The sequence below is a fragment of the Nonomuraea glycinis genome (assembly GCF_014646515.1).
Classification (GTDB): Bacteria; Actinomycetota; Actinomycetes; order Streptosporangiales; family Streptosporangiaceae; genus Nonomuraea; species Nonomuraea glycinis.
Map to the genome: position 1 here is coordinate 728,297 of NZ_BMNK01000003.1, position 24,457 is coordinate 752,753.

A 24,457-nucleotide genomic window follows, 5' to 3' on the forward strand; every position below is an offset into this window, starting at 1 on the left:
ATCTGGAAACACAGTCGAGTTGACCAACTAGGACTGCGCAGTTTCCAGAAGAAGCCGGCACTGGTCAGGGGGTTCTTCAACGATCCCAGCCTCTCCTACGTCTCATCAGCGCACCAATAGTGCAGAAACCCACAATCCTCTTAGATCACTGCTGCTGCGTGAGGAGTCGCAACGTTCTCGGTGACGGTCGGAGGGCAGGTGTCTATGTGGGGAACGTAACGCCGACGTGCGTGGATCGCATCCATTCTTCGTCAATAGCAGCTTGCAGCAGCGCCTCGGCGGTGATAAGTATGGCGACGCCCCAGCGATTGTCCCATCTTTCCGTGCCGGCAGGCGTAGTGGCGATCCATTGTTCGACGCTGACGAGATCGGGATCCGGGCGCCAGTCCCGACTACTTGCGTCGAACATGATTACGCGACCGTCTTGAGCGTAATGGGACACTATCTGGGGGACGTCGCCACCCCATGCAGCATTCAGACAAGGCCCGTACTGCGCCAGGGCGGGAAGAATCCCAAGTGTGGGGGAATCGACGCTGTAATCCATGATGATGGTGCCGTTGCCGAGACGCCCAATAAGCACATCGATATCGCCACCTAGGATTTTCATCGGCTCTGTGATCTCGGGCGAGATGCCGTAGGCCGCCAGGACATCATCGCTCGTGGTGCCGGAGGACCATGTAAGTGCGAGGACGCTATTGGTCCACCCCCGGAACCAACGAGCATAGCTCTCACATGCTGCGACGAAGTTCACTGTCGCCTCTGCTTCCTCGCTGTCATAGGCGTGTGCGAGAAAATCAGCGTAAGGACGCAAGGGACCGAGGAGTTCTGTCCAAGGGGTGAAGGGAAGATCGATCGGCTCCGGATACCCAAGCTTGCCTCGCCCTCCCCATAGTCGGCGTACATGCTTGCGTTGCCGTTGATGTCGAATGCCACGTGCCAGTGCCGGAAACCGTCGCCGCCCAGTTGATCGGTTACCTGCTTGCGTTCCGGCAGGGGATAGACCCCGTCCAGCGTGACGAGCCGGTGTAGGTGAGGGCCTTGGTGGTGCCGCCGGTGGACAGGGACAGTTCGCCCTTGACCGCCTTGGGCTGCAGGGTGCCGTCTTTTTCGATCAGCCGGGGGTCGATCGGCTGCCAGGCACCGTCCTTGTGCACGCGGACCGGGGTGCTGGACACCTCGGCGAACAGGGTTTTGCCGTCCGGGTTGGCGTAGAAGGTCGAGGTGTCGGACTGCGGAAACTTCATGCAGGTCGACAGCTCACCGTCTGATCACCGACTCAGGACTCCGCCTCAACCCGCCTTGCGGCCCATGGGTGTGGTGAGGCGGGACACCGCGGCCACCACCTCGGAGGCGTTCGACAGGTCCGGCAGCACCAGGTCGGCGCCGGCCTCGTGCAGTTCGGCCGCCGTCGAGCGGCCCGAGGCGACCGCGATCATCCCGGCCCCGCCGATCCTGGCGGTCTGCACGTCGCGGGTGGAGTCGCCGATCAGCACGGTGTTGGCGAGGGTGAACGGAGTCCCGAGGCGCTGCTTGGCCCGGCCCTGGGCGACCTGCAGCAGGCTCGCCTTGGGGTAGACCTCCTCGCCGTAGCCGCCGAGGTCGAAGTCGACGTAGCGGTCCAGGCCGAACGCGCGCAGCTTGTGCACCGCGTTGCTCTTGATCGTGCCGGTCAGCACCGTCTGGGTGACGCCGTCGAGCTTGGCCACGGCCTTCAAAGCCTCCTTGGCCCCGGCCATCGCCCGCCCCTGCTGGGCCAGCCGCTTACGCCGGTCGGCGAAGGCCATGGCCAGCGCCGCGAGGAACCTGGGCAGGTGGTCGTCCTCCGCGACGATCCCGTTGACGGCGAGCGTCTCGAAGACGATCTCGGAGTCGGGCCGGCCCATCGGCGGGACCAGCTTGACCAAGGGACGCCCGGTCACGACCCGGAACGCCTCGGCGTAGGCCTCCCTGGTCACGATCGCGACATCGACCAGCGTCAGGTCGATGTTCCAGAGAACTAAGCGATTGATGGCAGCCTCCTGACAGACAACTCTGCCAGAGTAGGGCCATCGCCCTGCCTGGGGCTCCTACCCTGCCGATTCAGGCATGCTCAAGGGCCTCGGCGAGCGTGTCGACCACCGGAAAGCCGGTGGACTCCAGCTCGGCCCTGGTGGACATGCCGCCCGTGTAGAGCACCGCCCGCGCGCCGACGTGGCTCGCCGCCACCGCGTCGTCGACGCTGTCGCCGATCACCAGCACCTCACGGGGACTGACCGCGATGGACTCGATGTGCGCCGCCATGTGTACGGCCTTCTCCCCGCCGGTCGTCCCGAGCAGCCCGTCGACCCGGGTGAAGTGCCGGGTGATGCCGAAGGCGTCGACCTTGGGGACCAGGTGGGCGTGCGGGGCCATGGAGCAGAGCGACTGGGTGCCCGTCCACGTCGACAGCGCGTGCTCGGCGCCGGCCGCGAGCGCGCACTCCACGGCCAGCCGGAAGTAGTGGTCGTGGAAGCCGGTGTCGAGCAGCTCCCACTCCCCTTCGGCCAGCGGGCGGCCGAGCATCCGCTCGTAGGCCACCCAGATGGGCCGGGTGTAGACGGCGCGGAAGCCGTCCGCGGTAATCGGCGCCAGCTCGTACGCCTTGAAGACCTCGTTGGTGGCTCCGACCACGGCGTCGATGTCGTGGAAGAGCGTGCCGTTCCAGTCCCAGACAATGTGCTTCGTCATTGGTCCGAGTTTACGGGGCCGCCCGGCAGGTCAGGAGTCCAGGATGTCGGGGATCTCCTGTGTGGCGTACCACAGGAGCTCGTGCGCCTCGGCGCCGTCGACGGTGAAGCGGGCGTCGTCGTCCCCCTGGTCGGCGTCGGGCAGCGCGGCGACCGCCGCCTTGACGTCGCCCGTCGCGCGGAGGTCGTCGACGTGCACCGCGGCCACCTTGGTCATCGGGATCGGCTCGGTCAGCCGTACCCGTGCCTTCTCCCGCAGGTCCGCCCCGTTGTGCGGCAGCGAGCCGTCCGGCACCTCGGCGGCGACGACCACGCGGCGCGGCGGCGCGGCGGGGTCGTCGACCAGCATGCGCAGGGAGGCGCGGGCGGCCTCGGTGAGCGCGACGTACTCGAGCTCCTCGGTGTCACCCGAGGCGTACCACTCGACCAGCGCGGGCGTCACCGCGTAACCGGTCAGCGGGGCCGGGCCCAGCTCCCCGGTCTCGACCGCCCTGGCCAGCTCGGGCAGGGTGCAGGGCAGGTAGACGCGCATCAGGAACCTTTCACGGCGTGCGAGGGCTCTATCATGCCCGGCGCAACGGCAGTCGGAGGAGAGACTCGAGCTCCAGGATGGTCGTGTCCGCGTCGCGGTGGTGGATCCCGGCGATGCCGAGCCCGCGCGCGGCCACGATGTTGGCCTCGATGTCGTCGATGAACACGCACGACTCGCCCGGCAGGCCGATCCGGCCGAGCGCGTGCTGGAAGATGCGCGGCTCCGGCTTGCGCATGCCGACCTCGCCGGAGATCACCACCGCGTCGAAGATCTCGTCCCAGTCGTCGCGCGGATAGGTGTTGGACCACGAGTTCGACAGCAGGCAGGTCCTGACCCCGTTGGTCCTGACCTCGCGCAGCATGTCGTACATCGCGTCGACCCGGTCAAAGCCCGCGAACATGCGCTCCAGCAGCCCTTCGGCCTCCGGCGGCACCCCGTCGAGCGTCACCAGCCGCGCGGCCAGGTCCCGCTCGAACACGGCACCGTCGATCTCGCCGCGTTCGAGCCCGTGGATGATGTTCTCGCCCTCGCCGCCGTAGGCGCGGTCGACGAGCTCGCGCATGATCTCCCGATAGTGATCGCCGTTGATGCGATCCGCCATGATCCACTTTGCGATGGAGTCCGAGAGCCCGGTGGTCAGCACCCCACCCCAATCGATCAGCACACCTTCGACCACGCCTGCCTCCTCATCCGTCCAGTGCTCCAGAGTAGAGCGTCGCACGCCGGGTTTGACCCCACATAAACCCCCGATAAAGGAATGCCCAATCACTTGCTTAAGGTGGCCCTCCATGAGGTAACTCACCAGAGAGGACCGCCGTGCGAGCGACGATCCTGATCATCTCCCCCGACCGGTTCGAAGCCCCGGGGATGGAACTGTTCGACTTCCCGCCGATCTTCGCCGGCGGGCCGGAATGGCTCACCAAACCCGTACTGATCGCCCTGCTCAGCTCGGTCGTGGTCATCGCACTGTGCTGGGCCGCCTTCGCCCGCCCCGCGACCGTCCCCCGTGGCTGGCAGAACCTCGGCGAGTACGCCTACACGTTCGTCCGCGACGAGATCGCCCGGCCGCACCTCGGCAAGGACACCGACCGATGGATGGGCCTGCTGTTCAGTGTCTTCCTGACCGTGCTGGTCTGGAACCTGATGGGCGTCATCCCACTCATCCAACTCCCCCTCGCCGCGTACATCGCCTTCCCCGCCGTGATAGCGATCAGCGTGTACGTGATCAAGATCTATCTGGGCGTCAGGCACCACGGCCTGCTCGGCTACCTCAGGGGAATCATCCACCTGCCGGGCCTGCCCGGCTGGGCTTACGGGCTCTACGCTCCCCTGATCCTCGCCGAGGTCCTGATCAGCTCGTTGTTCACGCATTTCGTCCGGCTGTGCGCGAACATGTTCGCCGGCCACATGCTCCTGGCCTTCTTCAGCTCGGTCGGCTTCTGGTTCCTGTTCGAGAAACTCACCCCGCTGGGCGCCGGCGTCGGGGTGCTCGGCGTGCTGATGACGATCCTGCTGACCGCGTTGGAGATGTTCATCCAGTTTCTCCAGGCCTACCTGTTCGCCATGCTCGCGGCGATGTACATCTCCAGCGGGCTACGCGGCGGGCACTAGGGGACGCTGGCGGCCAGCTTGCGGTGGGCGGGTGAGCGGACCACCTTGGCCGCCTCCTTCACCGAGGCGACGGGCGGCTCGGCGAGCAGGCCACGGGCCTGCTTGAGCTTGAGCAGCCGGGTCACCGACTGGTCCAGCCGCTGCTCGGAGATCCGCCCCGACTTGGCCGCCGCCAGCACCGCGTTGTAGGCCTTCGGCAGGTCGTACGGCATGAGCAGCAGGTCCGCGCCGGCCAGGACGGCGCGGACCGCCACCTCACCGTCGCCGTACTTCTCCCGCACGCCGGCCATGTTGAGCGCGTCGGTCGAGATCACACCCTTGAAGCCGAGCTCCTGCCGGAGCAGCCCGGTCAGGATCGGCTTGGACAGCGTCGCCGGATCGCCCGACGGGTCCAGCTTGGGGAAGACGATGTGCGCGCTCATGATCGCCTCGACGCCGGCCCCGATGGCGGCCTTGAACGGCGGGGCGTCCAGCCGCTTCCACTGGGCCCGGGTGTGGTCGATCACCGGCAGCCCGGTATGGCTGTCGACATGGGTGTCGCCGTGGCCGGGGAAGTGCTTGGCGGTGGCGATCACCCCGGCGTCGTTGAAGCCCTTGACCGCGGCGGCGACCATCCTGGACACCTCGGCCGGCCGGTCACCGAAGGCGCGCTCGCCGATGACCGGGTTGCGCGGGTCGATGTTGACGTCGGCGACCGGCGCGAAGTCGAGGTTGACGCCGAGGGCGCGCAGCTCCTCGCCGGTGGCCCTGGCCACGGCTCGCGACACCTTGACGTCCTTGGTGGCGGCGATCCGCGCGGCCCCGGGGAAGGGCGTCATCAGCGCGGACATCCGCGACACCGGGCCGTTCTCCTGGTCGGTGGCGATCAGGAGGGGAAGGTCGGCGGCCTTCTGCATGTCGTTGTTCAGCTTCACGACCTGGTCGACGCTCTTGACGTTCGCCGGGAAGAGGATCACGCCACCGAGGTGGTAGCGGTCGATCACCTTGGCCGGGGTCTGGGCGCCGTAGCGGGCCTGGTTCTCGCCTGACACGCTGTCGGCCGCGGTGCCGTACAGGACGGGCATGAACAGCTGGCCGACCTTCTCCTGCACGCTCAGCTCGGACAGCGCCCGCTTGACCGGGTCCGCCTGCGCCGGCGTGCTGCTGGGCACGGCGCTCGACGCGGGCGGCTGGGCGGGCGGGACGACGGTCGCCGACCCGCCCCCGCCGCTGCACGCCGCGAGAGCGATCACCAGGATGCCTGTGGTCCCCATCCGTCCAACCATGCCCCCACGGTATCGAGGCCGCGAACTGCCCGTGCCGCTCGATGACCAATTCTTCACAGACCCAGAGGCGCCAGCCCGGGAAGGTGGGCACGGGCCGCCGCGCGAGCCTGCGCCGCCGTGGGCGCCTCCCGCGCGGCCTGCGCGGCGAACCGGCACTGCTCCATCGTGTGCCCGGCGAGCGCGGCCCGGGTGGCGGGCAGCACGGCCGGGCTCATCGAGAGCGTGGTCGCGCCGAGCCCGACGAGCACGCAGGCCATGGCCGGATCGGCGGCCGCCTCCCCGCAGACGCCGCACGGCTTGCCGGCCGCCCGCGCCGCCGAGACGGTCATGGCGACCAGGTCCAGCAGCGCGGGCTGCCACCGGTCCTGCAGCTCGCTCAGCGCGCCGAGCTCGCGGTCGGCCGCGAAGCAGTACTGGGCCAGGTCGTTGGTGCCGATCGAGACGAAGTCCACCTCGGCGAGCAGGCCCGGCGCCCGCAGCGCCGCCGCCGGCACCTCGATCATCACGCCCGCGCTCGGCAGGTCGGCGGAGCGGCAGGCGGCGGCGAACCACCTGGCCTCCTCCGCCGTGGCCACCATCGCGGCCATCACGTGCAGCCGGCCGGAGGAGCCCGCGGCCGCCGTGGCCAGCGCGTCGAGCTGCGTCTCCATCACCTCCGGGTGCCTGCGGAACAGGCGGACGCCACGCTCGCCGAGCGCCGGGTTCGGCTCGGGCGCCGGGGGCGGCAGGAAGGCCAGCGGCTTGTCCGCCCCCGCGTCCAGCGTCCGCACCACGACCGGGCCGCCGGGGAAGGCGTCGAGCGCGGCTCGGTACGCCTCCTCCTGCTCCTCCGGGCGCGGCGGCTGCCTTCTGCCGAGATAGAGGAACTCGGTGCGGTAGAGGCCGATGCCCTCGGCGCCGGCCGCCAGCGCCGCTTCGACGTCGCCGGGGCCGCCCACGTTCGCCAGCAGCGGCACCGCGACGCCGTCCTGGGTCCTGCCGGGGCCCCTGACCTGCGCGATCGCCTCCTGTCTGGCGGAGGCAACGTTCTGGGCCTGGGCCACGTCGGAGGCCGTCGGCTGGGCGCGTACCTCTCCCGAGGTGCCGTCGACCAGCACCCGCACGCCCGCGGTGAGAGTGGTCGCGGCCGCGCAGGCCACCACGGCGGGCACGCCGAGCGCCCTGGCGATGATGGCCGTGTGGCTGGTGGGCCCGCCCTGCTCGGTGACGAAGGCCGCCACGGTCTCCCGCGACAGCAGCGCGGTGTCGGCGGGCGCGAGGTCGTGCGCGACCAGCACGTACGGCTCGGGGCCCGGGGTCGGCAGGCCGGGCATCACCTGCCCGGTGAGCACCGCGATCACCCGGTCCCTGATGTCGTCCAGGTCGGCGGCCCGCTCGCCCAGATAGCCGCCGAGCCCGGCCAGCACCTCGCGGTATTTGCCGAACGACTCGTAGACGGCCCGCTCGGCGGCCATCCCCTGCTCGACGCACGACCTGATCTTCACGATCAGGCCGGGGTCCTCGGCCATCAGCGCCTGCGCCTTGAGGATCTCCCCGGCCTCGCCGCCCGCACGGTCTCCGCGCGACTCCAGCTCGCCGGCCACCTGCGCCAGGGCCGAGACCGCGCGTTCCTTCTCCTGATCCGACTCACCCGTGTATGTGGCGCCCTCGGGGGGTTCGGGCACACGAGTGGTCAGGATGTAGGCGGGTCCGTGCCCGATGCCCGGGCTGACCCCTACCCCCCGTAGGTTCATGGCGTCGTGGCTATGCTCGCGAGCTGCTCGAGGATCTCGTCGGAGCCCTCGCCCTCAGCCTTGATGACGATGGTCTCGCCCTGGCGCACATCCAGCGCCATGATCTGCAGGATGCTCTTGCCGTTGACGGGATCACCGCCCCCCAGCTTGGCGACGCTGATCTCCATCGGCGCCGTCATGGCAGTCTGCACGAACGTGGCCGCGGGCCGGGCGTGCAGCCCCACCTCCGCCGCCACGGTCGCCTTTCGCTCGCCCATGAAATCTCCCTTCCTGTTCCGGTCCAGACCAGTCGCTGGATCATCGGTCATACCGTTTCACGCCCAGTGGAAGAGCTCGTCACCGGCGTGCACCGTACCCAGCGCCACGCCGGTCACCGCCCCGGCCACGGCGTCGAGGGCGACCACCGGGCAGACGGGGGATCGCCCGCCGGTCTCGATCGCGGCCGGATCCCACGCCACGACGGGCTGACCGGCGCCGACCCGGTCGCCTTCGGCCGCCAGCAGCTCGAAACCCTTCCCCTTGAGCTGGACCGTGTCGATCCCCAGATGCACCAGAACGCCCTTGCCGTCATCTCCTACGATGACGTACGCGTGCGGATGCAGCTTCATGATTTTTCCGGCTATGGGGGCGACGGCCGTGAGCGGCCCCCGTACCGGGTCGATCGCCGTTCCCGGCCCCACCATGCCTGCCGAGAAGACGGGGTCCGGCACCGCCGCCAAACCCACGGCCACCCCCTCGACCGGGGCGAGAACAGTCGTCATGGTCTCGCCCTCTAGCCGATGATGTCCTCGATGTCGCTGGCGATCGTGTCCGCCTCCGGCCCCACGACGACCTGCACCACACTGCCGGCCGCCATCACCCCGTGCGCGCCGGCCGCCTTGAGCGCGGCCTGGTCCACCTTGGAGGCGTCCCGCACCTCCGTGCGCAGGCGGGTGATGCAGGGCTCGATCTCGATGATGTTGTCCGCACCGCCGAGTCCGGCGATGATCGCATTCACGTCGGCCGCCATCGGACATACCCCCTCATGGCTCTGCGACCAGGGTTGAAACTGTGCTTCATGTTCGCTATGTGTAGCTGTATTTTGACTGGTCTGTAGGTGTTGGGCGCGTCACGCTAAGCTATCACCGGCCCGACGGGCTGAGGTCATGGGGCGAACCGCGGGTCAGGTGGATGCTGATGGGTGAGGTGGTGTCCACCGCGTCATGCCGGGCGTTTCGGGCGGTGCTGGAGGCCTCGGGTGAGATGCTCGGTGAGCGGACCCTGGCCGAGCGGGTGAGCTGGCTGGCCGCTGTGATCCGGCAGGTGGCAGCCGGGGTGGTGGCGGGGCGCTGGAACCGGGCGGATCTGGATCGGCTGGATGCCGGTGTGGGGCTGGACGGCCGGGCTCTGCCCGCCAAGGGGTGGATGGCGGTGCGCCGCCTCGGCTGGGGCGCCGCTACCCCGGAGGGGGTGTATATCTCTGATCGGGTGCGCCGGTGCGCGGAGGAGGAGGCCGCCCGCGCCCTGCGGTTGGCGTTGCATCGCCGGGCGGTACTGGCGGCGATCACCGCGACTTGGCCCGCCGACCCCGGCCGCCGTACCGACGCCGACTGGAGCGCGGTGCGTGCCGCGCTGAACACGGCGGTGGGGGGTGGGGTGTCGACCGCGCTGATCCGTAACCGGACCCGGCAATTCCGCACCTACCTCGACGAACACGGCCTCTCACCCGCCGGCCAGAACGGTCAGGCCAGTGTGGTGGATGTGGTGGAGGTGGAGGGGCCGCCGGTGATGGCGGCACAGGTACTCCTGGCCGCCGCCGACCGGCAACTCATCACCCTGGAACGCGCCAGCGGCACCGGCGCGCGGCTGCGTGTCCAGCTCCCACTGTGCGCACGACCGGCCACCCGCCGCGACTGGGCGTGGCACATACTGCCAGTCCCCTTGCCCCCGCAGGTGCCGGCCGACGCGAGCCTGCGCAGCCCGACCCTGCGGGTGGTGGACGGCCAGGTACGCGTCGACCTGCCCTTCACAATGGCCGTACCGTACGCCCCGGCGACCGGTCACACCGTCGCGATCGGGTTCGACTGGGGGATCAACACCCTGCTCGTGGGCACGGTCGGGCGGCTGCACGACGGCCGGGTGGAGGGTGACGGCCGGCCGCTGATCTATGACACCACCACCATCAGCGCCAAGCTGCACCGGCTGCGCGGGCATCGTGAGGCGCTGGCCGCCAAACGCGACCACTACGCCACCCTCCAAGCCGGACTCACCCCAAGCGACGCCGCCCGCCACCCCGCCCGTGATGCGGCCCGCTACCGCGAGGTGGCCGCGCTGCATGAGCGGGCCGACCGGGAGCACGCACGGGTGTGCGCGCGGATCCGCCACCTGAACAACGCCCTGTCCTGGAGCGCCGCCCGCTGGGCCGTCGACCAAGCCACCGCGCTGGGGGCGTCGGTCATCTACCTCGAAGACCTCGCCACCCTCGAAGCACGCGGACACCGACGCGGCAACGCCGCCCTGTCCGGCCAAGTCCGGGGACGAGTCGTGCACGCCATCCGCCATCTGGCCGCCAAAACCGGGCTCGCGGTGGTGACGGTGCCCGCACGCGGCACCAGCAAGTACTGCCCTCGCTGCGGGACCGGCACCTCACCTCTCCACCACACGCCAGCCCCCGACCGGCTCACCCAGCGCGGCTGGAAATGGGCGCACTGCCCCCACTGCGGCCTGTCGTGCGACCGCGACCAAGCCGCCGCTGAGCGGATCGTCTCCCGCGGCCTGCTCGCCCAACACCACACCCACACCGACCGCGCCACCGGCACCCGCACCATCCGCACCATCGTCGAGGGCAACCTCGCCCGCGCCCGACGTCCGCGTAAGCCGACCAGGGCCGCCAGACGCGCCCGCCACACCCGCACCGACCTCCACCCACGCCCCCAAACCCGACAGGACCGGACCAAGACCGGCCCCACCCCCAAACGACCCACCCGCCAGCGGCCCACCCCCGAGCGGCCTGCTGAGCTATCCACCACGAAGACTGTCAGCCAGGTGCCCGACCGGCGTCTGGTGCCCGCCCCCACCCTCGCGGTGGGACAGCGTCCGGCGGGCCAAGCACCCCAGGCGAACGGCCCAACGGCCGTCCGCACAGGACTTGTACGCGATTCTCACCAACGGACCGGCTTCCACCACGTGAAAGCCACCCCCGTACTCGCACTAGCCGAGTACGGGAGCGGCAGACACCAGGCTACGCCGGCCCGAAACGCCTGAATCCCTCAGGAAATCACAGAGAATCGCAGACGCTAAACGACGCTGCGTGATCAGTCGGTCTGGGTCACTTTGTTGAGCCCGCGCGGCGCGTCGGGGTCGATGCCGAGCCTCCTGGCCAGCGCCTCGGTGAGCAGCTGCGCGGGCACGATGAGCCCCATCGGCGCCACCCACTCGGGCAGGTCCGGGCCGTTGAGCGCCGCCGTGCCCGCCCGCGCCAGGCCGTCGCCGCCGCCGATGGTGAACGCCTGCGCGCCCGCCGCGACGACCCGCTCGGCGAGCGCGACCGTGCCCTGCAGCGTCGGGCTGTTCTCCGCCGCCACGAGCAGCGCCGGGGTGTCGGCGTCGACCACGGCGATCGGGCCGTGCAGCAGGTCGGCGTACGACAGGCCCATGGCGTGCAGGTAGCAGGCCTCCTTGAGCTTGAGCGCGGTCTCCAGCGCGCTGGAGAAGGCCAGCCCGCGGCCCGACACCACCACGCCGTGCTTGTCGGCCAGGCCCTCCACGACCGCCTCCAGGTCGCCCGGCTCGGCGACCAGCTTCTCCACCGCCTCCGGCACCCGGAGCAGGTCGTCCTGGTCCACCTCGGCGCCGAGCCCCAGCGCCAGGACCGCCAGCGCGGCCAGCTGCGTGGTGTAGGTCTTGGTGGCCGGGACGGCCTTCTCCTCGCCCGCGACCGTGCACAGCGCCAGGTCCGCGACCTGCGCGAGCGGGCTGTCCGCGCCGCCGTTGGTGACGCCCACCGTCCTGGCCCCGCAGTCACGCGCCCAGGCCAGCGTCTCCACGATCTCTTCGGTACGTCCGGACTGGGAAATGGCGACGGCCAGCACGCCGTCCAGGTCGAGCTTGCGCTTGTAGGTGGTCGCGATGGACGGCGCGGCCAGGGCGGACAGCCGCCCGGCGTGCGACTCGACCAGATAACGGCCGTAGACTGCGGCGTTGTCGGACGTGCCGCGTGCGATGAACAGCAGTTGGCGAGTCTGCCGGCCCAGCGCCCGCACCTCGTCGATCCGGGGAAGCAGGGAGTCCAGTGTGGCCCGCAGCGCCTGCGGCTGCTCGGCGATCTCGCTGCGCATCTTGGTCATCTGGTGCTCATCCCTTGCAGTATGCCGATCGGGCTTGACCCTGTTTTGCGATATGTGGTCTAGTCCGGACTAGACCAGTACGAACCATAACCCATCGTCCAATCCAGATCGAGGGGAGGATCCGTGGCGCACATCGATCCGGACAGCCCGGTGCCCAAGTACTTCCAGCTCCGCGAGATCCTGCTCGATCTCATCGACAGCGACGAGCTCAGCATCGGCGCGGCCATCCCGTCCGAGCGTGAGCTCTGCCAGCGCTTCGCCCTGTCCCGGATGACCGTGCGGCAGGCCGTCGACCACCTGGTGTCCGAAGGCCGGCTGCACCGCGTGCCGGGCAAGGGCACCTTCGTCGCCAGACCCAAGATCGAGCTGGCGCTGCAGCTCACCTCCTTCTCCGACGACATGCGGGCCCGCGGCATGGCGCCCGGCTCGCGCGACCTCGACCGGCGGACCATGCGCGCCAGCGCCCACCTGGCCAAGGAGCTCGGCATCCAGCCGGGCGAGGACGTTCACTTCATCGAGCGCCTGCGCACCGCCGACGGCGAGCCACTGTCGATCGAACGCGCGCACATCCCGGTCAAGCTGGCCCCCGACCTGGCCGAGCACAACCTGTCCGGCAGGTCGCTGTACGAGCTGCTGGAGAGCCGCTACGGGCTCGTCATGGACGCGGGCGAGCTGACCATCGACGGCGGCATCGCCGACCCGAGCGACGCCGACCTGCTCAAACTCCCTCGCGGCGGAGCCGTGCTGCTGCTGCAGCGCAGATCCTTCTCCGGTGGCGTCTGCGCCGAGCTCGGCGTGTCCACCTACCGCGCCGACCGCTACCAGTTGCGCACCATTCTGGAAATGCCCGCAAGACGGGGTTGAGGGCCAGACCCGGAGGAACGCCCGGTGAACGAGACCACCGCCGCCCGGCCTTCGCCGTTCTCACGCCTGATGAACGTGCTCCAGCGGCTCGGCCGCTCGCTCATGCTGCCCATCGCCGCCCTCCCCGCGGCCGCGCTGCTGCTGCGCTTCGGCCAGCCCGACATGCTCGGCTCCAACGGCGCCGCACCCGGCGGGCTCGCCGACGTGTCCGGCCTGGCCTGGATGAACCAGGTCGCCGAGGTGCTGGCCGCCGCCGGAGCCGCGCTGTTCGAGAACTTACCCCTGCTCTTCGCCGTGGGCGTGGCCATCGGCTTCGCCCGTAAGTCCGACGGCACCACCGCGCTCGCCGCCGTCGTCGGCTATCTGGTCTTCGACCGGGTGACCAAGGTGATGTTCTTCGGCTCGGCCATCCGGGAGACGGTCGTCATCAAGGAGGCCCAGGCCCAGGGCATCATCGAGATCATCAACTACGGCATGCAGAACCCCACCAAGGTGCTCGGCGGCATCATGATGGGACTCGTCACCGCCTTGCTGTGGCAGCGCTTCTACCGGATCAAGCTGCCCTCCTGGCTGGCGTTCTTCGGCGGGCGCCGGTTCGTCCCCATCGTCACCTCCTTCGCGGCGCTCGTCCTCGGCGTGCTCATCGGCTGGATCTGGCCCACGCTCGGCGAGTGGATCGGGCAGGCGGGCGAGGTCCTCACCACGCTCGGCCCGCTCGGCACCGGCCTGTACGGCCTGATCAACCGGCTGCTCATCCCCCTCGGCCTGCACCACTTCGTCAACTCCATCGTCTGGCATGTGGTGCCGCAGTGCGAGGTCGGCGGCCGGGTGCTGGGCGGCGACTGGAACTGCTACTTCGGCGGCGCCCCGGTGTCCGGCCAGTTCATGGCCGGTTTCTTCCCCATCATGATGTTCGCGCTGCCGGCCGCCGCGCTGGCCATGTGGCGGGCGGCTCCCGCGCATCGGCGCGCCACCGTGGGCGGCATCATGCTGTCGGCGGCGCTGGCCTCGCTCGTCACCGGCATCACCGAGCCGATCGAGTTCGCGTTCATCTTCGTGGCGCCCCTGCTGCTGGTCGTGCACGCTGTGCTCACCGGGCTGGCGATGGCGCTCACCACGCTGATCGGCGGCCAGCTCGGCTTCGGCTTCTCCGCGGGCCTGCTCGACATGCTGCTCAACGCCGGCAAATCGAACACCCAGAACTTACCCGGCATCCTGCTCATCGGCCTGGTCTACGCGGTCGTCTACTACGTGGTGTTCAGCTTCCTGATCCGCAGAATGAACATCATGACCCCCGGCCGCGAGCCCGAAGCCGACGTCGACTCCGGCGAGCCCCGCGACCCCTAGCCCGTCCCCACAGCCCCTGCCCTTGACCCATCGTCGACTTCGGTGAGCCACGGGCCCTTGGGCCGTTTTCCGTCGCCCGGGCCGTGGTAGGAACCCGACCGACCCCCGTGAGCTGCGGGGGGTTTCATGACCGGCAAGGGCGCCTCGGCCTTCGCGGTGTTGCAGCGCGTCGGCCGCTCGCTCATGATGCCCATCGCCGTTCTGCCCGCGGCCGGGCTGCTGTTCCGCTTCGGCCAGCCGGACATGCTCGGCGCGGACGGGCTCGGCGGCGCCTGGCCGTGGCTGCTGCCGGTCGCCCAGGTGCTGGCCGCGGCGGGTGGCGCTCTCTTCGACAACCTGCCGGTCCTGTTCGCCATCGGCGTCGCGATCGGCTTCGCCCGCAAGGCCGACGGCTCCACCGCCCTGGCCGCCCTGACCGGCTACCTCGTCTTCGACCGCGTCTCCAAGACCCTGTTCTTCGAGGCGGGCGGCGGGGCCGTCTACGACCGGGTGGCCGTCGTCACCGTTCGGGACGGCGCCCAGGCCGCCACCCTCGACCTGGGCGCCCAGAACCCCACCGGCGTCCTCGGCGGCATCATCATCGGGATCACGGCCGCCGTGCTTTGGGAGCGCTTCTACCGCATCAAGCTGCCCTCCTGGCTGGCCTTCTTCGGTGGCCGCCGCTTCGTCCCCATCATCACCGCCGTCGCCGCGCTGCTGCTCGGCGTCCTGTTCGGGCTGCTGTGGCGGCCCGTCGCCGACTGGCTCGCCATCGCGGGCGACTGGCTGTCGGTCCACGGCACCGTGGGCGCGGGCATCTACGGGGTGGCCAACCGGCTGCTCATCCCCCTCGGCCTGCACCACGTGCTCAACACCATCGTCTGGTTCACCCTCCCCGAGTGCCGCGCCGGCGTGGACGAGGCCATCAGGAACGCCGCCGGGGACCTGAACTGCTACTTCGCCGGAGAGCAGGGCGCCGGCATCTTCATGACCGGCTTCTTCCCCGTCATGATGTTCGGCCTGCTCGGGGCCGCCGTCGCCATGTGGCGTGCCGCCCCGCCCGGCCGCCGCGCGGCGGTCGGCGGCATCATGCTGTCGGCCGGGCTCACCTCGTTCGTCACCGGCATCACCGAGCCGCTGGAGTTCGCGTTCATCTTCGTCGCCCCGGCGCTGTTCGCCGTGCACGCGGTCCTCACGGGCGTGTCGATGGCCCTCATGGCCGAGCTCGGCGCCCGCCTCGGCTTCACCTTCTCCGGCGGCGCCATCGACCTGCTCATCAACGCGGGCAAGTCCAACACGCACCGTCTGGACCTGATCATCATCACCGGGCTGATCTACGCGGTGCTGTACTACGCCATCTTCTCCTTCCTGATCCGCCGCCTCGACCTGCCCACCCCCGGCCGCGAACGCGACCCCCAGGAGACCTGACCGCTGACCGCGTTTGTGTCAGCCCCAAACAATTTAGGGCGGTGACCTGCGCGAACGTTCTCCGCCCGGAAACGGCGCGCGAGGTGGTCCGGTCCACTCCAGCTCTCAGTGATCTTCTACGCCAGGAGCCGCAAATCAGGGCGGCCACCGGCGGAAGTTGGCGGCCGACGTATCTGGGGCCCGGTCCGGAAACTCCTTGTACTGATCGCTCATTCGTCGTGACATCTGGAGGACCCCCCATGTCATCGTCGCTTTCCCGCCTCGGTCTCAACCGCGCCCCCGCCTCGCCGTACGACAGGGCGGAGAACGACGTCGATGGATCACTGGCGCTGGATTCTCGGCCCCTGATGTGGGGGCCGCCGGGGGCCATGCCCGACGAACGCAAGCTGCGCCACCTCGGGCAGGCGCTGGCCGAGGTGCTGGCCGGCCGGCGGCCGCCGGAGACCGTCGCCGACCGGCTCACCGAGCGGGCCTACCGGGAGCTGGTGAAAGCCGGCCGGATGATCGACAGTCGCCGGCCGCCCTTCGCCGGGGCCCCGCACATCAAGCAACCCCGCGACGGGGCCATCGAGATGTGCCTGCTGGTGCACGGTGACCCCCGCAGCCACGTGCTGGCGATCCGCCTCGAACGACGCGGGGTCCAATGGCTCTGTACGGACTTCGAGACGGCCTGACCGCCCCTCGGCCGTGCCGTGGCTCCCAGCAGCACGCGAACGGCCCCCGCGCCAACCGGAGCGGGGGCCGCGACGCGTGCGATCAGACGGCGTTCTTCGGGTCACCGTGGCAGCGCTTGTACTTCTTGCCCGAGCCACAGGGGCACGGCGCGTTGCGCTCGACGTTGCCGTAGGCGGCACGCTGGGCCGAGTTGGCGACCCTGGTGTGCTCGACGTCGCCCTGCTCACCCGGCGCGGTGTATTCGAGCTCGGCCGGACGCTCGGGGCCGCGCAGACCGCGGGCGATGATGGAGCGGGTCTCCGACATCATCGGATCCTCCGCCTCTTCGACGATCGGATTCTGCTGCACCTCGACCTCGAGGTTGAACAGGTAGCCGACCGAGTCCTCCTTGATGCCCTCGAGCATCGCGGCGAACATCTCGAAGCCCTCACGCTGGTATTCGATCTGCGGGTCCTTCTGCGCGTAGGCCCGCATGCCGATGCCCTCGCGCAGATAGTCCATCTCGTAGAGGTGCTCGCGCCACTTACGGTCGAGGACCGACAGGATGACCCGGCGCTCCAGGTCGCGGGTCGCCTCGGCGCCCCACTCCTCCTCACGCCTGGCGTAGGCCTCCAGCGCGTCCTGCTTGACCCGCTCGGTGATGATGTCGGCGGTGAGCTCCTCGCGACCGCCGACCTCCTCGACGAGGTCCTCGAGCCGGAGCGTGATCGGGTAGAGCCCGGAGAAGGCCTTCCACAGCTTCTCCAGGTCCCACTCCTCGGCGAAGCCCTCGGCGGTGGCGCCCGCGACGTAGCCGACGATGACGTCACCGACGAAGCCGCGCACCTGCTCGTGCAGGTCGGCGCCCTCCAGCACGCGCAGGCGCTCGGCGTAGATCACCTTGCGCTGGCGGTTCATCACCTCGTCGTACTTCAGAACTTCCTTGCGGATCTCGAAGTTCTGGACCTCGACCTGGTGCTGGGCGGAGGCGATGGCCTTGGAGACGATGCCCGACTCGATGGGCTGGTCGTCCGGGATGCTCAGCCGCGTCATGATCATCTCGACCCTGGCCGAGTTGAACAGGCGCATCAGGTCGTCGCCGAGCGAGAGGTAGAAACGCGACTCGCCGGGGTCGCCCTGACGGCCGGAGCGGCCGCGGAGCTGGTTGTCGATGCGGCGCGACTCGTGGCGCTCGGTGCCGAGGACGTACAGGCCGCCGATCTCGGTGACCTCGTCGTGCTCGTTCTTGACCGCGGCCTTGGCCTTCTCCAGCGCCTCGGGCCAGGCCTTCTCGTACTCCTCCGGAGTCTCGAGCGGGTCCAGGCCGCGCTGGCGCAGCTCGTGGTCGGCGCGGAACTCGACGTTGCCGCCCAGCATGATGTCGGTGCCACGACCGGCCATGTTGGTGGCGACGGTGACGGCGCCCTTGCGGCCGGCCTCGGCGACGATCGAGGCCTCACGCGCGTTGTTCTTCGCGTTGAGCACCTCGTGCGGGACGCCCCGGCGCTTGAGCGCCTTGGACAGCCGCTCCGACTTCTCCACCGAGGTGGTGCCGACGAGGACGGGCTGGCCGAGCTCGTGACGCTGCTTGATGTCGTCGACGACCGCGTTGAACTTGGCGTCCTCCGTCTTGTACACGACGTCGGGCTGGTCCTTGCGGACCATCGGCCGGTTGGTCGGGATGGGCACCACACCGAGCTTGTACGTCTGCTGGAACTCGGCGGCCTCGGTGACGGCCGTGCCGGTCATGCCGGACAGCTTCTCGTAGAGGCGGAAGTAGTTCTGCAGGGTGATCGTGGCGAGAGTTTGGTTCTCGTCCTTGATCTTCACGCCCTCTTTGGCCTCGATGGCCTGGTGCATGCCCTCGTTGTAGCGCCGGCCGTGCAGGATGCGGCCGGTGAACTCGTCGACGATGAGGACTTCGCCGTCGGTGACGATGTAGTCCTTGTCCTTCTTGAACAGCTCCTTGGCCTTCAGAGCGTTGTTCAGGAAGCCGACCAGGTGGGTGTGCTCGGGCTTGTAGAGGTTGTCGATGCCGAGCCAGTCCTCGACCTTCTCGACCCCGGTCTCCAGGATGCCGACGATGCGCTTCTTCTCGTCGACGATGTAGTCGCCGGTGCTCTCCTCGCCAGGGTTCTTCGCCTCGACGCCCCTGCGGAGGCGAGGGACGATCTTGGCGAACTCTTGGTACCACTTCCCGGACTGCTCACCCGGGCCGGAGATGATCAGCGGCGTGCGGGCCTCGTCGATGAGGATGGAGTCGACCTCGTCGACGATCGCGAAGTTGTGGCCGCGCTGCACGCACTCGTCGAGCGTCCAGGCCATGTTGTCGCGAAGGTAGTCGAAGCCGAACTCGTTGTTGGTGCCGTAGGTGACGTCCGCTTCGTACTGCTTGCGGCGCTCGTCGGGCTGCTGGCCCGACAGGATCATGCCGACCTCGAGGCCGAGGAAGCGGTAGATGCGGCCCATGTTCTCGGCGCCTACCTTGACCAGGTAGTCGTTGACGGTGATGACGTGCACGCCCTTGCCGGACATCGCGTTGAGATATGCCGGGAGCACACAGGTCAGGGTCTTGCCCTCACCGGTCTTCATCTCCGAGATGTTGCCGAGGTGAAGATTGGCGCCGCCCATGATCTGCACGTCGTAGGGCCGCTGACCGAGCACGCGGCGGGCCGCCTCGCGCACGGTCGCGAACGCCTCGGGAAGCAGATCGTCGAGCGACTCACCATCGGCCACACGCTGCTTGAATTCGTCCGTCATGGCGCGCAACTCCGCGTCGGACAGGCTCGTGAAGTCGTCCTCGATGGAGTTGACCTGGTCTGCGATCCGCTTGAGCTTGCGCAGGATCTTGCCCTCGCCGGCACGTAGGATCTTGTCGAGAATGGCTGCCACTTTATGTAAAGCTCCTCGCAGGTCTACCCCGGCGGCGCCGCCAGGAGGAGAGGCCGAGACAAAACTTCCCCGCATGCCATCGTAGGCGGTTCTGCAGCCAGACACAGCCACCGTGACGACAAGGGCGTGGGACGCGTCTGGGAGAATGACTAAAGGCAGAGGTTATGCCGGTTGACAGCTGGCTCGCACTGATAAGCGGGATGTCCGGCGAAGGAAGGGATTTGACATGGTTGAGGGTCAGAAGACGGAACAAACTGAGCATCTCGGCAGCCACGGCGGCCGCGCGTCTTCGTGGCTCGCGGTGACGGTGATGCTGGTCGGGACCGTCATCGGCGGCTTCGGGCTCACCGCCGCCAACTGGACCATCGTCTGGATCGGCGTCGGTGTCTTCGTGGTGGGAGGGATCCTCGCCCTGGTCTTCGACATCTTCACGGACGTCGTCATCGACGCGCCCCGCGTGGGCATGCGCGCAGAAGACCACCGCTGACCCGACCGACGCCCCAGGTCGGGGCATCCCCCAAAATGCCCCGACCCCCGGTCCAGCACCACCCTTCCCCAGCCCTTGCCCCGACCGGCGAGGACCCGTTCTTGTCGGTGGGCGCCGTTAGCATTCCGGCATGCTTCGCCGTACGGAATCCCAGATGGATCTGACAGCCGACGAGGCGCGCAGGCTCATTCTGCGCGCCCAGGGATTCGTCGGCGCGGACGCGCGCCGGGGCGGCGTGCCCACGATGCTCCGCAGATTGGGCGCGGTGCAGCTCGACACGATCTCGGTGCTCGCCCGCTCGCACGAGCTGGTCGCCTACGCCCGCCTCGGCGCGGTGGGCAGGCCGACCATCGAGCGCGCCTACTGGGACTCCCCCGCCCAGAGCTTCGAATACTGGTGCCACGCGGCCTGCATCCTGCCCATCGAGCACTGGCCCCTCTACGAGTTCAGGCGGCGCGCCTACCGCGAGCGCCGCCAGCGCTGGCACAAGGTGCCCGACAACGTCGACAAGCTGCTGCAGCAGGTCCGCGACTCCGGCCCGCTCACCACCTCGGACGTGGGCGGCGCCAAGAACGGCGGCCCGTGGTGGGACTGGTCGGACTCCAAGATCGGGTTGGAGTGGCTGCTGGACATCGGCGAAGTGGTCTGCTCCCGCCGCGTCGGCTGGCGCCGGACCTACGACCTGGCCGAGCGCGTGGTCCCCGCCGACCTCTTGGCCCAGGACCTCACCGACGAGGAGTGCGTCGCACGGCTGGCGGCCATCGCAGGCCGTTCCCTGGGCGTGACCACGAGATCCGACCTGATCGACTTCCTCCGCCTCCAGGGCCGCTTCACGGCCCTCCTCGACGAGGCCCTCCTCAGCGGCGCCGCCGGCCTGGTCCCCGTCCGAGTCTCAGGCTGGCCCAACCCCCGGCGCACTTCCGCGCCCACCGCCGGCTCGGGGTCCTTCGGCGCGGGCCCCGCCAACGCGTGGGCCGACCCCGCCGCCCTGGAGTCGGAGCCTCGCGGCCGCCACCGCACCACACTCATCTCGCCGTTCGACTCGCTGATCTGGCACCGCGGTCGCACCGAGCGCATCTTCGGCTTCAACTACCAGCTTGAGCTGTACGTCCCCAAGCACAAGCGAGTGCACGGCTACTTCACCATGCCCGTGCTGGCCGGTGGCCGCCTGATCGGCCGCATCGACCCCGCCCGTGAAGGCACCACCCTGGTGGCCAGACAGCTCAGCCTCGAACCAGGATTAACCAGCACCAAATGGGTGGACGCCCTGCGCGACGCGCTGTGGAGCGCCGCCGAGTGGGTGGGCTGCGACTCGGTCCGAGTCGACCGCACCGACCCACCGGAGCTGGCGAAACTCCTGAGCGAGCCGCCCGCTTAACCCCGAGCGGCCCAAGACCCTTGCCACCGAGGCCGCAGGGCAAAGGGCGGCCTCAGTGGAAGGTGACCCCGGCACCTGAGACGCGTGCCGCCGCCGCTCGTTAGAAATCCGTGCCGCCACTCGCGAGCCACCGCTCGCTGGAGGGCGGTGCAGCCGCTCGTAAGAAATCCGTTGCCGCCACTCGCGAGCCGCCGCTCGCTGGAGGGCGGTGCAGCCGCTCGTAAGAAATCCGTTGCCGCCACTCGCGTGCCGCCACTCGCTGGGGGGCGGTGCAGCCGCTCGCCGGAGGCCCGTGCCGCCCCTCGGCGAAGGCCCGTGCCGTCGCGCTTGGGGAGGGCGGCGGCTTTGCTTCGGGTCAGGGGGTTTCAAGCACGCGGGTCAGGTGATTTCCAGCATGCGTTCGCGTACTGCGTAGACGACGGCTTCCATGCGTGAATGCAGTTGCAGTTTGTCCAGGATGTTGCGGACGTGGTTCTTGACGGTGTTCTCGGAGATGAACAACTGTTTGGCGATCTCGCGGTTGTTCATGCCCTTGGCCACCAGGCGCAGGACTTCCATCTCGCGCTCCGTCAGCCTCGGGACCGGGAGCTGGGGGGGACGTTCGCTCTCCTTGCGGCTCATGTTGGCGAACTCGCTGATGAGCTTGGCCGCCATGGCCGGGTTGATTAACGACTGCCCTTCGTGCACGCCGCGAACCGCCGCCGGAACGTCGTTGATCTGCACGTCCTTGAGGAGGTAGCCGGTGGCGCCGGCCTTGATGGCCTCGAAGAGGTCTTCCTCCTCGTCACTCACCGTCAGCATGATGATCCTGGTGCTGGGGACGGACGCCTTGATGCCCTTGGTCGCCTCGATGCCGTCCTGCCTGGGCATCCGTACGTCCATCAAAGCCACGTCGGGCATGAGGCGGTCGGCCAGTTCGACCGCCTCCTGCCCGTCGCTCGCTTCACCGACCACTTCGATATCGGGCTCTGCGGCCAACGCCAGCGCCAGGCTCCGCCTGATCAGCTCATGATCGTCAACGATCATCACGCGGATCGGCTCGCCACCTGCTGGGCGCGCGTCGACGGAATCCGTCACGAAGCCTCCCTGGGCCTCGCGGCCGCCGTGCTATCGCTTCGCTCGCTCACCTTCGCCTGACTGAGCTCGCTCACGTCTCCTCCTCGTCGGGGGCCAGAGCCGTTGAACCGCAATGATGGCACGTGTGCCGCGGTGGTCGGGTGGTCGAGAAGATCTTTTTGGCGGACGATCAGGGCTCTACGAGCCGCAATACGCCATAGTTATAGCCGCGCCGGTTGTACACCACACATGGCTGGCCACTCTCCTTGTCGCGGAACAGATAGAAGTCGTGTCCGACCAGCTCCATCTCGAGGAGGGCCTGGTCGATGGTCATGGGTTCCGCTCGGTGACACTTCTCCCGGACGATGAGCGGGCCCTCGCCCTCCATCTCGATGGGAACGATGTCGTCGTCGTAGGGCTCGGTGTCCGGCAGCTGGTCCTCATCGTCGGACGCTGCCTGCGCGGGGGTGGCGGTCGCCTGCTGCGGGGGCGGGGCCTGGGCCAGGTCGGGCATCGCGGTGATCTCCGCCATGGACGGCTGGCCATGGTTGCCGTGGTGGACCTTGCGCCGGTCGGCGAGTCTGCGCAGGCGCCCTTCCAGCTTGTCGAGGGCCAGGTCCAGGGCGGCGAAGCGGTCGTCGGCGGAGGCCTCGGCGCGAATGGCGGGTCCTCGAGAGTGAATGGTGAGCTCGACGCGCTCACGTTGGTCGGCGAGGCGCGGGTTGCGCTCCTTCGACACCTCCACATCGACTCGGATGAGTTTGTTGTCCAGACGCTCGATCCTGGCCAGCTTGGTCGTCACTTGGTCGCGGAACCGATCACTCACTCCGGTGTGCCGGCCCTTGACGATGATGTCCATGCAACAGCCCCCCTTCGTCTAACGACTGAGAAAGAGCGCCCGACGACGTGCCTGCCGGGCGGGGTCTTCTGTCTGCCTTCCTGTCACCGTTACCCTCTTCCGACGTTTAGTCACCGGGAACTCGGGTGGCACCCGCCCGGCCGACCTGGTCTTCGACCCCACATCCGCCTGCTGAGAGTCTCGCGGCTCTGTTGCCACTACTGCCCTTCTCTCCTGACGAGGGACATCTGGACCCTCGGGGAGGCAGGACTTACCCCTAAGCCGCACCGTGATCGGTCGACAAAGAGTCGCCTTACGTGGACCGTTTTGCCTGCGACTGGCATCGGCTAGCAGAGCCGGGAGCCCCGGCTCTGCGCAACCACGGACCCGAACGGGTGCCATGTTCAGACGCTATCCGGATCGGCGGCGAATGTCAGCCAGAGGATTACCCAAAGGATCACTTTCTGTGATTTTGTCCGGCCGCCGCGGCGATGCGGAATCCCCGGACGGCCGGGGTCGCATCACGTACGCCCGCGCGGCAACGGACCGCTGAACTGCGCCCCTGGCGAGAGCGGCTCATGTCCGTGGGCGGCGCACCGCGGACCGCAGAATTGGATCTTTCTTTACAGACTGTCACCGTAATCGGCACCGCTCTTTTCGGCGTGTCGCGGCGAGGGTTACGGCCAGGGGAACCACCGTCCCCGCCGCCCGCAGCGCTCTGGCGGCCTCGGCCAGGGTGCGGCCGGTGGTGACGACGTCATCCAGAAGCAGCACAGACGCCCCTGGCGGCTCTCCGGCGCCGTCCCGTACCCGGAGAGAGGAGGCGAGGTTCGCGGCCCGCTGCGTCGAACTCAGGCCCGCCTGGTCCGCCACCTCTCGCACCTGCCGCAGCACCGGCCACACCCGCGCTTCCACCCCGCAGACCCTCAGCCGTCGTACGGCCGGCGCCGCCAGCCCGCCCACCGGGTCGTGCCCCCTCCCCCGGACGGACCGCCGCGCGCTCGGCACCGGCACCACGGCGAACGGCCCCCGCACCCGCCCCGCCCGTACGGCGAAGGCCACGGTGAAGGCCAGCACCTCCGCCAGCACCGACCCCAGCGCCGTCTCCCCACGCTCCTTGTAGGCGACCACCGCCTTGCGCAACGCCCCTGTGTACGGCGCGGCGGACCAGCATTCGGGCAACCCCGGCGGACAGGGCGACGGCATCCGGCGCCCCGGGGCGGCGGCGACGCGCCCCAGGCAGCCGTCGCACAGCCGCGCACCGGCGCTGCCGCAGCCCACGCAGGACTGCGGTGCCAGCAGGGTCAACAGAGTGTCCAGCACAGCCCCAGCATGCCGTCCCACCCCGACGACGACCGGCGGG

Annotated in this window: 24 protein-coding genes; 8 read left to right on the forward strand and 16 right to left on the reverse strand. The window is 69.1% G+C overall.

Annotation, left to right across the window (positions count from 1 at the left end):
• Positions 1–202 precede the first annotated feature (202 nt).
• From IEY87_RS12885 to IEY87_RS12910, 6 genes are all read right to left on the reverse strand, one after another.
• Entirely contained in the window at positions 203–751 is a 549-nt protein-coding gene (locus IEY87_RS12885) for a hypothetical protein (RefSeq protein WP_189138782.1), read from the reverse strand.
• A 220-nt stretch (positions 752–971) separates the two neighbouring features.
• Positions 972–1,244 carry a hypothetical protein gene (locus IEY87_RS12890; RefSeq protein WP_189138783.1) on the reverse strand — a complete coding sequence of 91 codons (273 nt, stop codon included), beginning with the start codon at positions 1,242–1,244 and terminating at the stop codon, positions 972–974.
• Positions 1,245–1,289: 45 nt separating this feature from the next.
• The gene (locus IEY87_RS12895; RefSeq protein ID WP_189138939.1) at positions 1,290–2,009 is read right to left on the reverse strand and encodes an HAD family hydrolase; all 720 of its coding nucleotides are present in this window, start codon (positions 2,007–2,009) and stop codon (positions 1,290–1,292) included.
• Positions 2,010–2,079: 70 nt separating this feature from the next.
• Entirely contained in the window at positions 2,080–2,706 is a 627-nt protein-coding gene (locus tag IEY87_RS12900) for an HAD family hydrolase (RefSeq protein ID WP_189138784.1), read from the reverse strand.
• Positions 2,707–2,736: 30 nt separating this feature from the next.
• Positions 2,737–3,237: a DUF6912 family protein gene (locus IEY87_RS12905; RefSeq protein ID WP_189138785.1), complete on the reverse strand. Its 501-nt coding sequence runs from the start codon at positions 3,235–3,237 to the stop codon at positions 2,737–2,739.
• Between the two features lie 31 nt (positions 3,238–3,268).
• Positions 3,269–3,913: an HAD family hydrolase gene (locus IEY87_RS12910; protein ID WP_225276970.1), complete on the reverse strand. Its 645-nt coding sequence runs from the start codon at positions 3,911–3,913 to the stop codon at positions 3,269–3,271.
• Positions 3,914–4,053: 140 nt separating this feature from the next.
• On the opposite strand from IEY87_RS12910, the gene IEY87_RS12915 reads away from it, so the two are divergent.
• Entirely contained in the window at positions 4,054–4,848 is a 795-nt protein-coding gene (locus IEY87_RS12915) for a F0F1 ATP synthase subunit A (RefSeq protein WP_225276971.1), read from the forward strand.
• On the opposite strand, the gene nagZ is transcribed toward IEY87_RS12915, so the two are convergent.
• The 5 genes from nagZ to IEY87_RS12940 form a co-directional block, all read right to left on the reverse strand.
• Positions 4,845–6,101, reverse strand: coding sequence for a beta-N-acetylhexosaminidase (nagZ, locus tag IEY87_RS12920; protein WP_225276972.1), 1,257 nt, complete (start codon positions 6,099–6,101; stop codon positions 4,845–4,847). The two genes, IEY87_RS12915 and nagZ, sit on opposite strands and share 4 nt — an antisense overlap.
• Positions 6,102–6,166: 65 nt before the next feature.
• Complete coding sequence (gene ptsP / locus IEY87_RS12925; protein ID WP_189138788.1) at positions 6,167–7,846, reverse strand: phosphoenolpyruvate--protein phosphotransferase; 1,680 nt, start codon at positions 7,844–7,846, stop codon at positions 6,167–6,169.
• Positions 7,843–8,103, reverse strand: coding sequence for an HPr family phosphocarrier protein (locus IEY87_RS12930; RefSeq protein WP_189138789.1), 261 nt, complete (start codon positions 8,101–8,103; stop codon positions 7,843–7,845). The genes ptsP and IEY87_RS12930 overlap by 4 nt, the downstream gene beginning before the upstream one ends.
• 57 nt (positions 8,104–8,160) lie before the next feature.
• Entirely contained in the window at positions 8,161–8,607 is a 447-nt protein-coding gene (locus IEY87_RS12935) for a PTS sugar transporter subunit IIA (protein ID WP_189138790.1), read from the reverse strand.
• 11 nt (positions 8,608–8,618) lie between these two features.
• Positions 8,619–8,855 carry a PTS sugar transporter subunit IIB gene (locus IEY87_RS12940; RefSeq protein WP_189138791.1) on the reverse strand — a complete coding sequence of 79 codons (237 nt, stop codon included), beginning with the start codon at positions 8,853–8,855 and terminating at the stop codon, positions 8,619–8,621.
• Between the two features lie 167 nt (positions 8,856–9,022).
• On the opposite strand from IEY87_RS12940, the gene IEY87_RS46640 reads away from it, so the two are divergent.
• Complete coding sequence (locus IEY87_RS46640; protein ID WP_189138792.1) at positions 9,023–11,089, forward strand: zinc ribbon domain-containing protein; 2,067 nt, start codon at positions 9,023–9,025, stop codon at positions 11,087–11,089.
• A gap of 50 nt (positions 11,090–11,139) precedes the next feature.
• On the opposite strand, the gene IEY87_RS12950 is transcribed toward IEY87_RS46640, so the two are convergent.
• The gene (locus IEY87_RS12950) at positions 11,140–12,162 is read right to left on the reverse strand and encodes an SIS domain-containing protein (protein WP_189138941.1); all 1,023 of its coding nucleotides are present in this window, start codon (positions 12,160–12,162) and stop codon (positions 11,140–11,142) included.
• Positions 12,163–12,294: 132 nt separating this feature from the next.
• Between IEY87_RS12950 and IEY87_RS12955 the strand changes: the two genes are divergently transcribed.
• The 4 genes from IEY87_RS12955 (at position 12,295) to IEY87_RS12970 (ending at position 16,463) form a co-directional block, all read left to right on the forward strand.
• Positions 12,295–13,035, forward strand: a complete 741-nt coding sequence (locus IEY87_RS12955; RefSeq protein ID WP_189138793.1) for a GntR family transcriptional regulator — start codon at positions 12,295–12,297, stop codon at positions 13,033–13,035.
• Positions 13,036–13,059: 24 nt separating this feature from the next.
• Entirely contained in the window at positions 13,060–14,382 is a 1,323-nt protein-coding gene (locus tag IEY87_RS12960; protein WP_225276973.1) for a PTS transporter subunit EIIC, read from the forward strand.
• Between the two features lie 126 nt (positions 14,383–14,508).
• Positions 14,509–15,789, forward strand: a complete 1,281-nt coding sequence (locus tag IEY87_RS12965; RefSeq protein WP_189138794.1) for a PTS transporter subunit EIIC — start codon at positions 14,509–14,511, stop codon at positions 15,787–15,789.
• Positions 15,790–16,028: 239 nt separating this feature from the next.
• A complete protein-coding gene (locus IEY87_RS12970) occupies positions 16,029–16,463 on the forward strand; it encodes an Rv3235 family protein (RefSeq protein WP_225276974.1) in 435 nt (144 codons plus the stop codon).
• An 82-nt stretch (positions 16,464–16,545) separates the two neighbouring features.
• Here IEY87_RS12970 and secA read toward each other — a convergent pair whose 3' ends face one another.
• A complete protein-coding gene (secA, locus tag IEY87_RS12975) occupies positions 16,546–19,335 on the reverse strand; it encodes a preprotein translocase subunit SecA (protein ID WP_189138795.1) in 2,790 nt (929 codons plus the stop codon).
• A 226-nt stretch (positions 19,336–19,561) separates the two neighbouring features.
• Here secA and IEY87_RS12980 point away from each other — a divergent pair, with 226 nt between their 5' ends.
• Positions 19,562–19,822, forward strand: coding sequence for an HGxxPAAW family protein (locus tag IEY87_RS12980; protein ID WP_189138796.1), 261 nt, complete (start codon positions 19,562–19,564; stop codon positions 19,820–19,822).
• Between the two features lie 130 nt (positions 19,823–19,952).
• The gene (locus IEY87_RS12985) at positions 19,953–21,200 is read left to right on the forward strand and encodes a winged helix-turn-helix domain-containing protein (protein ID WP_225276975.1); all 1,248 of its coding nucleotides are present in this window, start codon (positions 19,953–19,955) and stop codon (positions 21,198–21,200) included.
• Positions 21,201–21,578: 378 nt separating this feature from the next.
• Here the strand turns inward: IEY87_RS12985 and IEY87_RS12990 are convergent, their stop codons facing one another.
• From IEY87_RS12990 to IEY87_RS13000, 3 genes are all read right to left on the reverse strand, one after another.
• The gene (locus IEY87_RS12990) at positions 21,579–22,226 is read right to left on the reverse strand and encodes a response regulator (protein WP_225276997.1); all 648 of its coding nucleotides are present in this window, start codon (positions 22,224–22,226) and stop codon (positions 21,579–21,581) included.
• Positions 22,227–22,446: 220 nt separating this feature from the next.
• On the reverse strand, positions 22,447–23,115 hold the full coding sequence (hpf, locus tag IEY87_RS12995) for a ribosome hibernation-promoting factor, HPF/YfiA family (protein ID WP_189138799.1): 669 nt from the start codon (positions 23,113–23,115) through the stop codon (positions 22,447–22,449).
• A gap of 612 nt (positions 23,116–23,727) precedes the next feature.
• Positions 23,728–24,417 (reverse strand): ComF family protein, encoded by a 690-nt coding sequence (locus IEY87_RS13000; RefSeq protein ID WP_189138800.1) that lies wholly within the window; start codon positions 24,415–24,417, stop codon positions 23,728–23,730.
• Positions 24,418–24,457 lie beyond the last annotated feature (40 nt).

Excerpts from the sequence above, each read along its gene's own strand:
- hpf (WP_189138799.1), bottom strand. The coding sequence starts at position 23,115 with ATGGACATCATCGTCAAGGGCCGGCACACCGGAGTGAGTGATCGGTTC.
- IEY87_RS12970 (WP_225276974.1), top strand. The coding sequence starts at position 16,029 with ATGTCATCGTCGCTTTCCCGCCTCGGTCTCAACCGCGCCCCCGCCTCG.
- IEY87_RS12890 (WP_189138783.1), bottom strand. The coding sequence starts at position 1,244 with ATGAAGTTTCCGCAGTCCGACACCTCGACCTTCTACGCCAACCCGGAC.
- ptsP (WP_189138788.1), bottom strand. The coding sequence starts at position 7,846 with ATGAACCTACGGGGGGTAGGGGTCAGCCCGGGCATCGGGCACGGACCC.
- IEY87_RS12965 (WP_189138794.1), top strand. The coding sequence starts at position 14,509 with ATGACCGGCAAGGGCGCCTCGGCCTTCGCGGTGTTGCAGCGCGTCGGC.
- IEY87_RS46640 (WP_189138792.1), top strand. The coding sequence starts at position 9,023 with ATGGGTGAGGTGGTGTCCACCGCGTCATGCCGGGCGTTTCGGGCGGTG.
- IEY87_RS12905 (WP_189138785.1), bottom strand. The coding sequence starts at position 3,237 with ATGCGCGTCTACCTGCCCTGCACCCTGCCCGAGCTGGCCAGGGCGGTC.
- IEY87_RS12930 (WP_189138789.1), bottom strand. The coding sequence starts at position 8,103 with ATGGGCGAGCGAAAGGCGACCGTGGCGGCGGAGGTGGGGCTGCACGCC.
- IEY87_RS12980 (WP_189138796.1), top strand. The coding sequence starts at position 19,562 with ATGGTTGAGGGTCAGAAGACGGAACAAACTGAGCATCTCGGCAGCCAC.
- IEY87_RS12935 (WP_189138790.1), bottom strand. The coding sequence starts at position 8,607 with ATGACGACTGTTCTCGCCCCGGTCGAGGGGGTGGCCGTGGGTTTGGCG.
- IEY87_RS12940 (WP_189138791.1), bottom strand. The coding sequence starts at position 8,855 with ATGGCGGCCGACGTGAATGCGATCATCGCCGGACTCGGCGGTGCGGAC.
- IEY87_RS12900 (WP_189138784.1), bottom strand. The coding sequence starts at position 2,706 with ATGACGAAGCACATTGTCTGGGACTGGAACGGCACGCTCTTCCACGAC.
- IEY87_RS12985 (WP_225276975.1), top strand. The coding sequence starts at position 19,953 with ATGCTTCGCCGTACGGAATCCCAGATGGATCTGACAGCCGACGAGGCG.
- IEY87_RS12950 (WP_189138941.1), bottom strand. The coding sequence starts at position 12,162 with ATGCGCAGCGAGATCGCCGAGCAGCCGCAGGCGCTGCGGGCCACACTG.
- IEY87_RS12990 (WP_225276997.1), bottom strand. The coding sequence starts at position 22,226 with ATGATCGTTGACGATCATGAGCTGATCAGGCGGAGCCTGGCGCTGGCG.
- nagZ (WP_225276972.1), bottom strand. The coding sequence starts at position 6,101 with ATGGGGACCACAGGCATCCTGGTGATCGCTCTCGCGGCGTGCAGCGGC.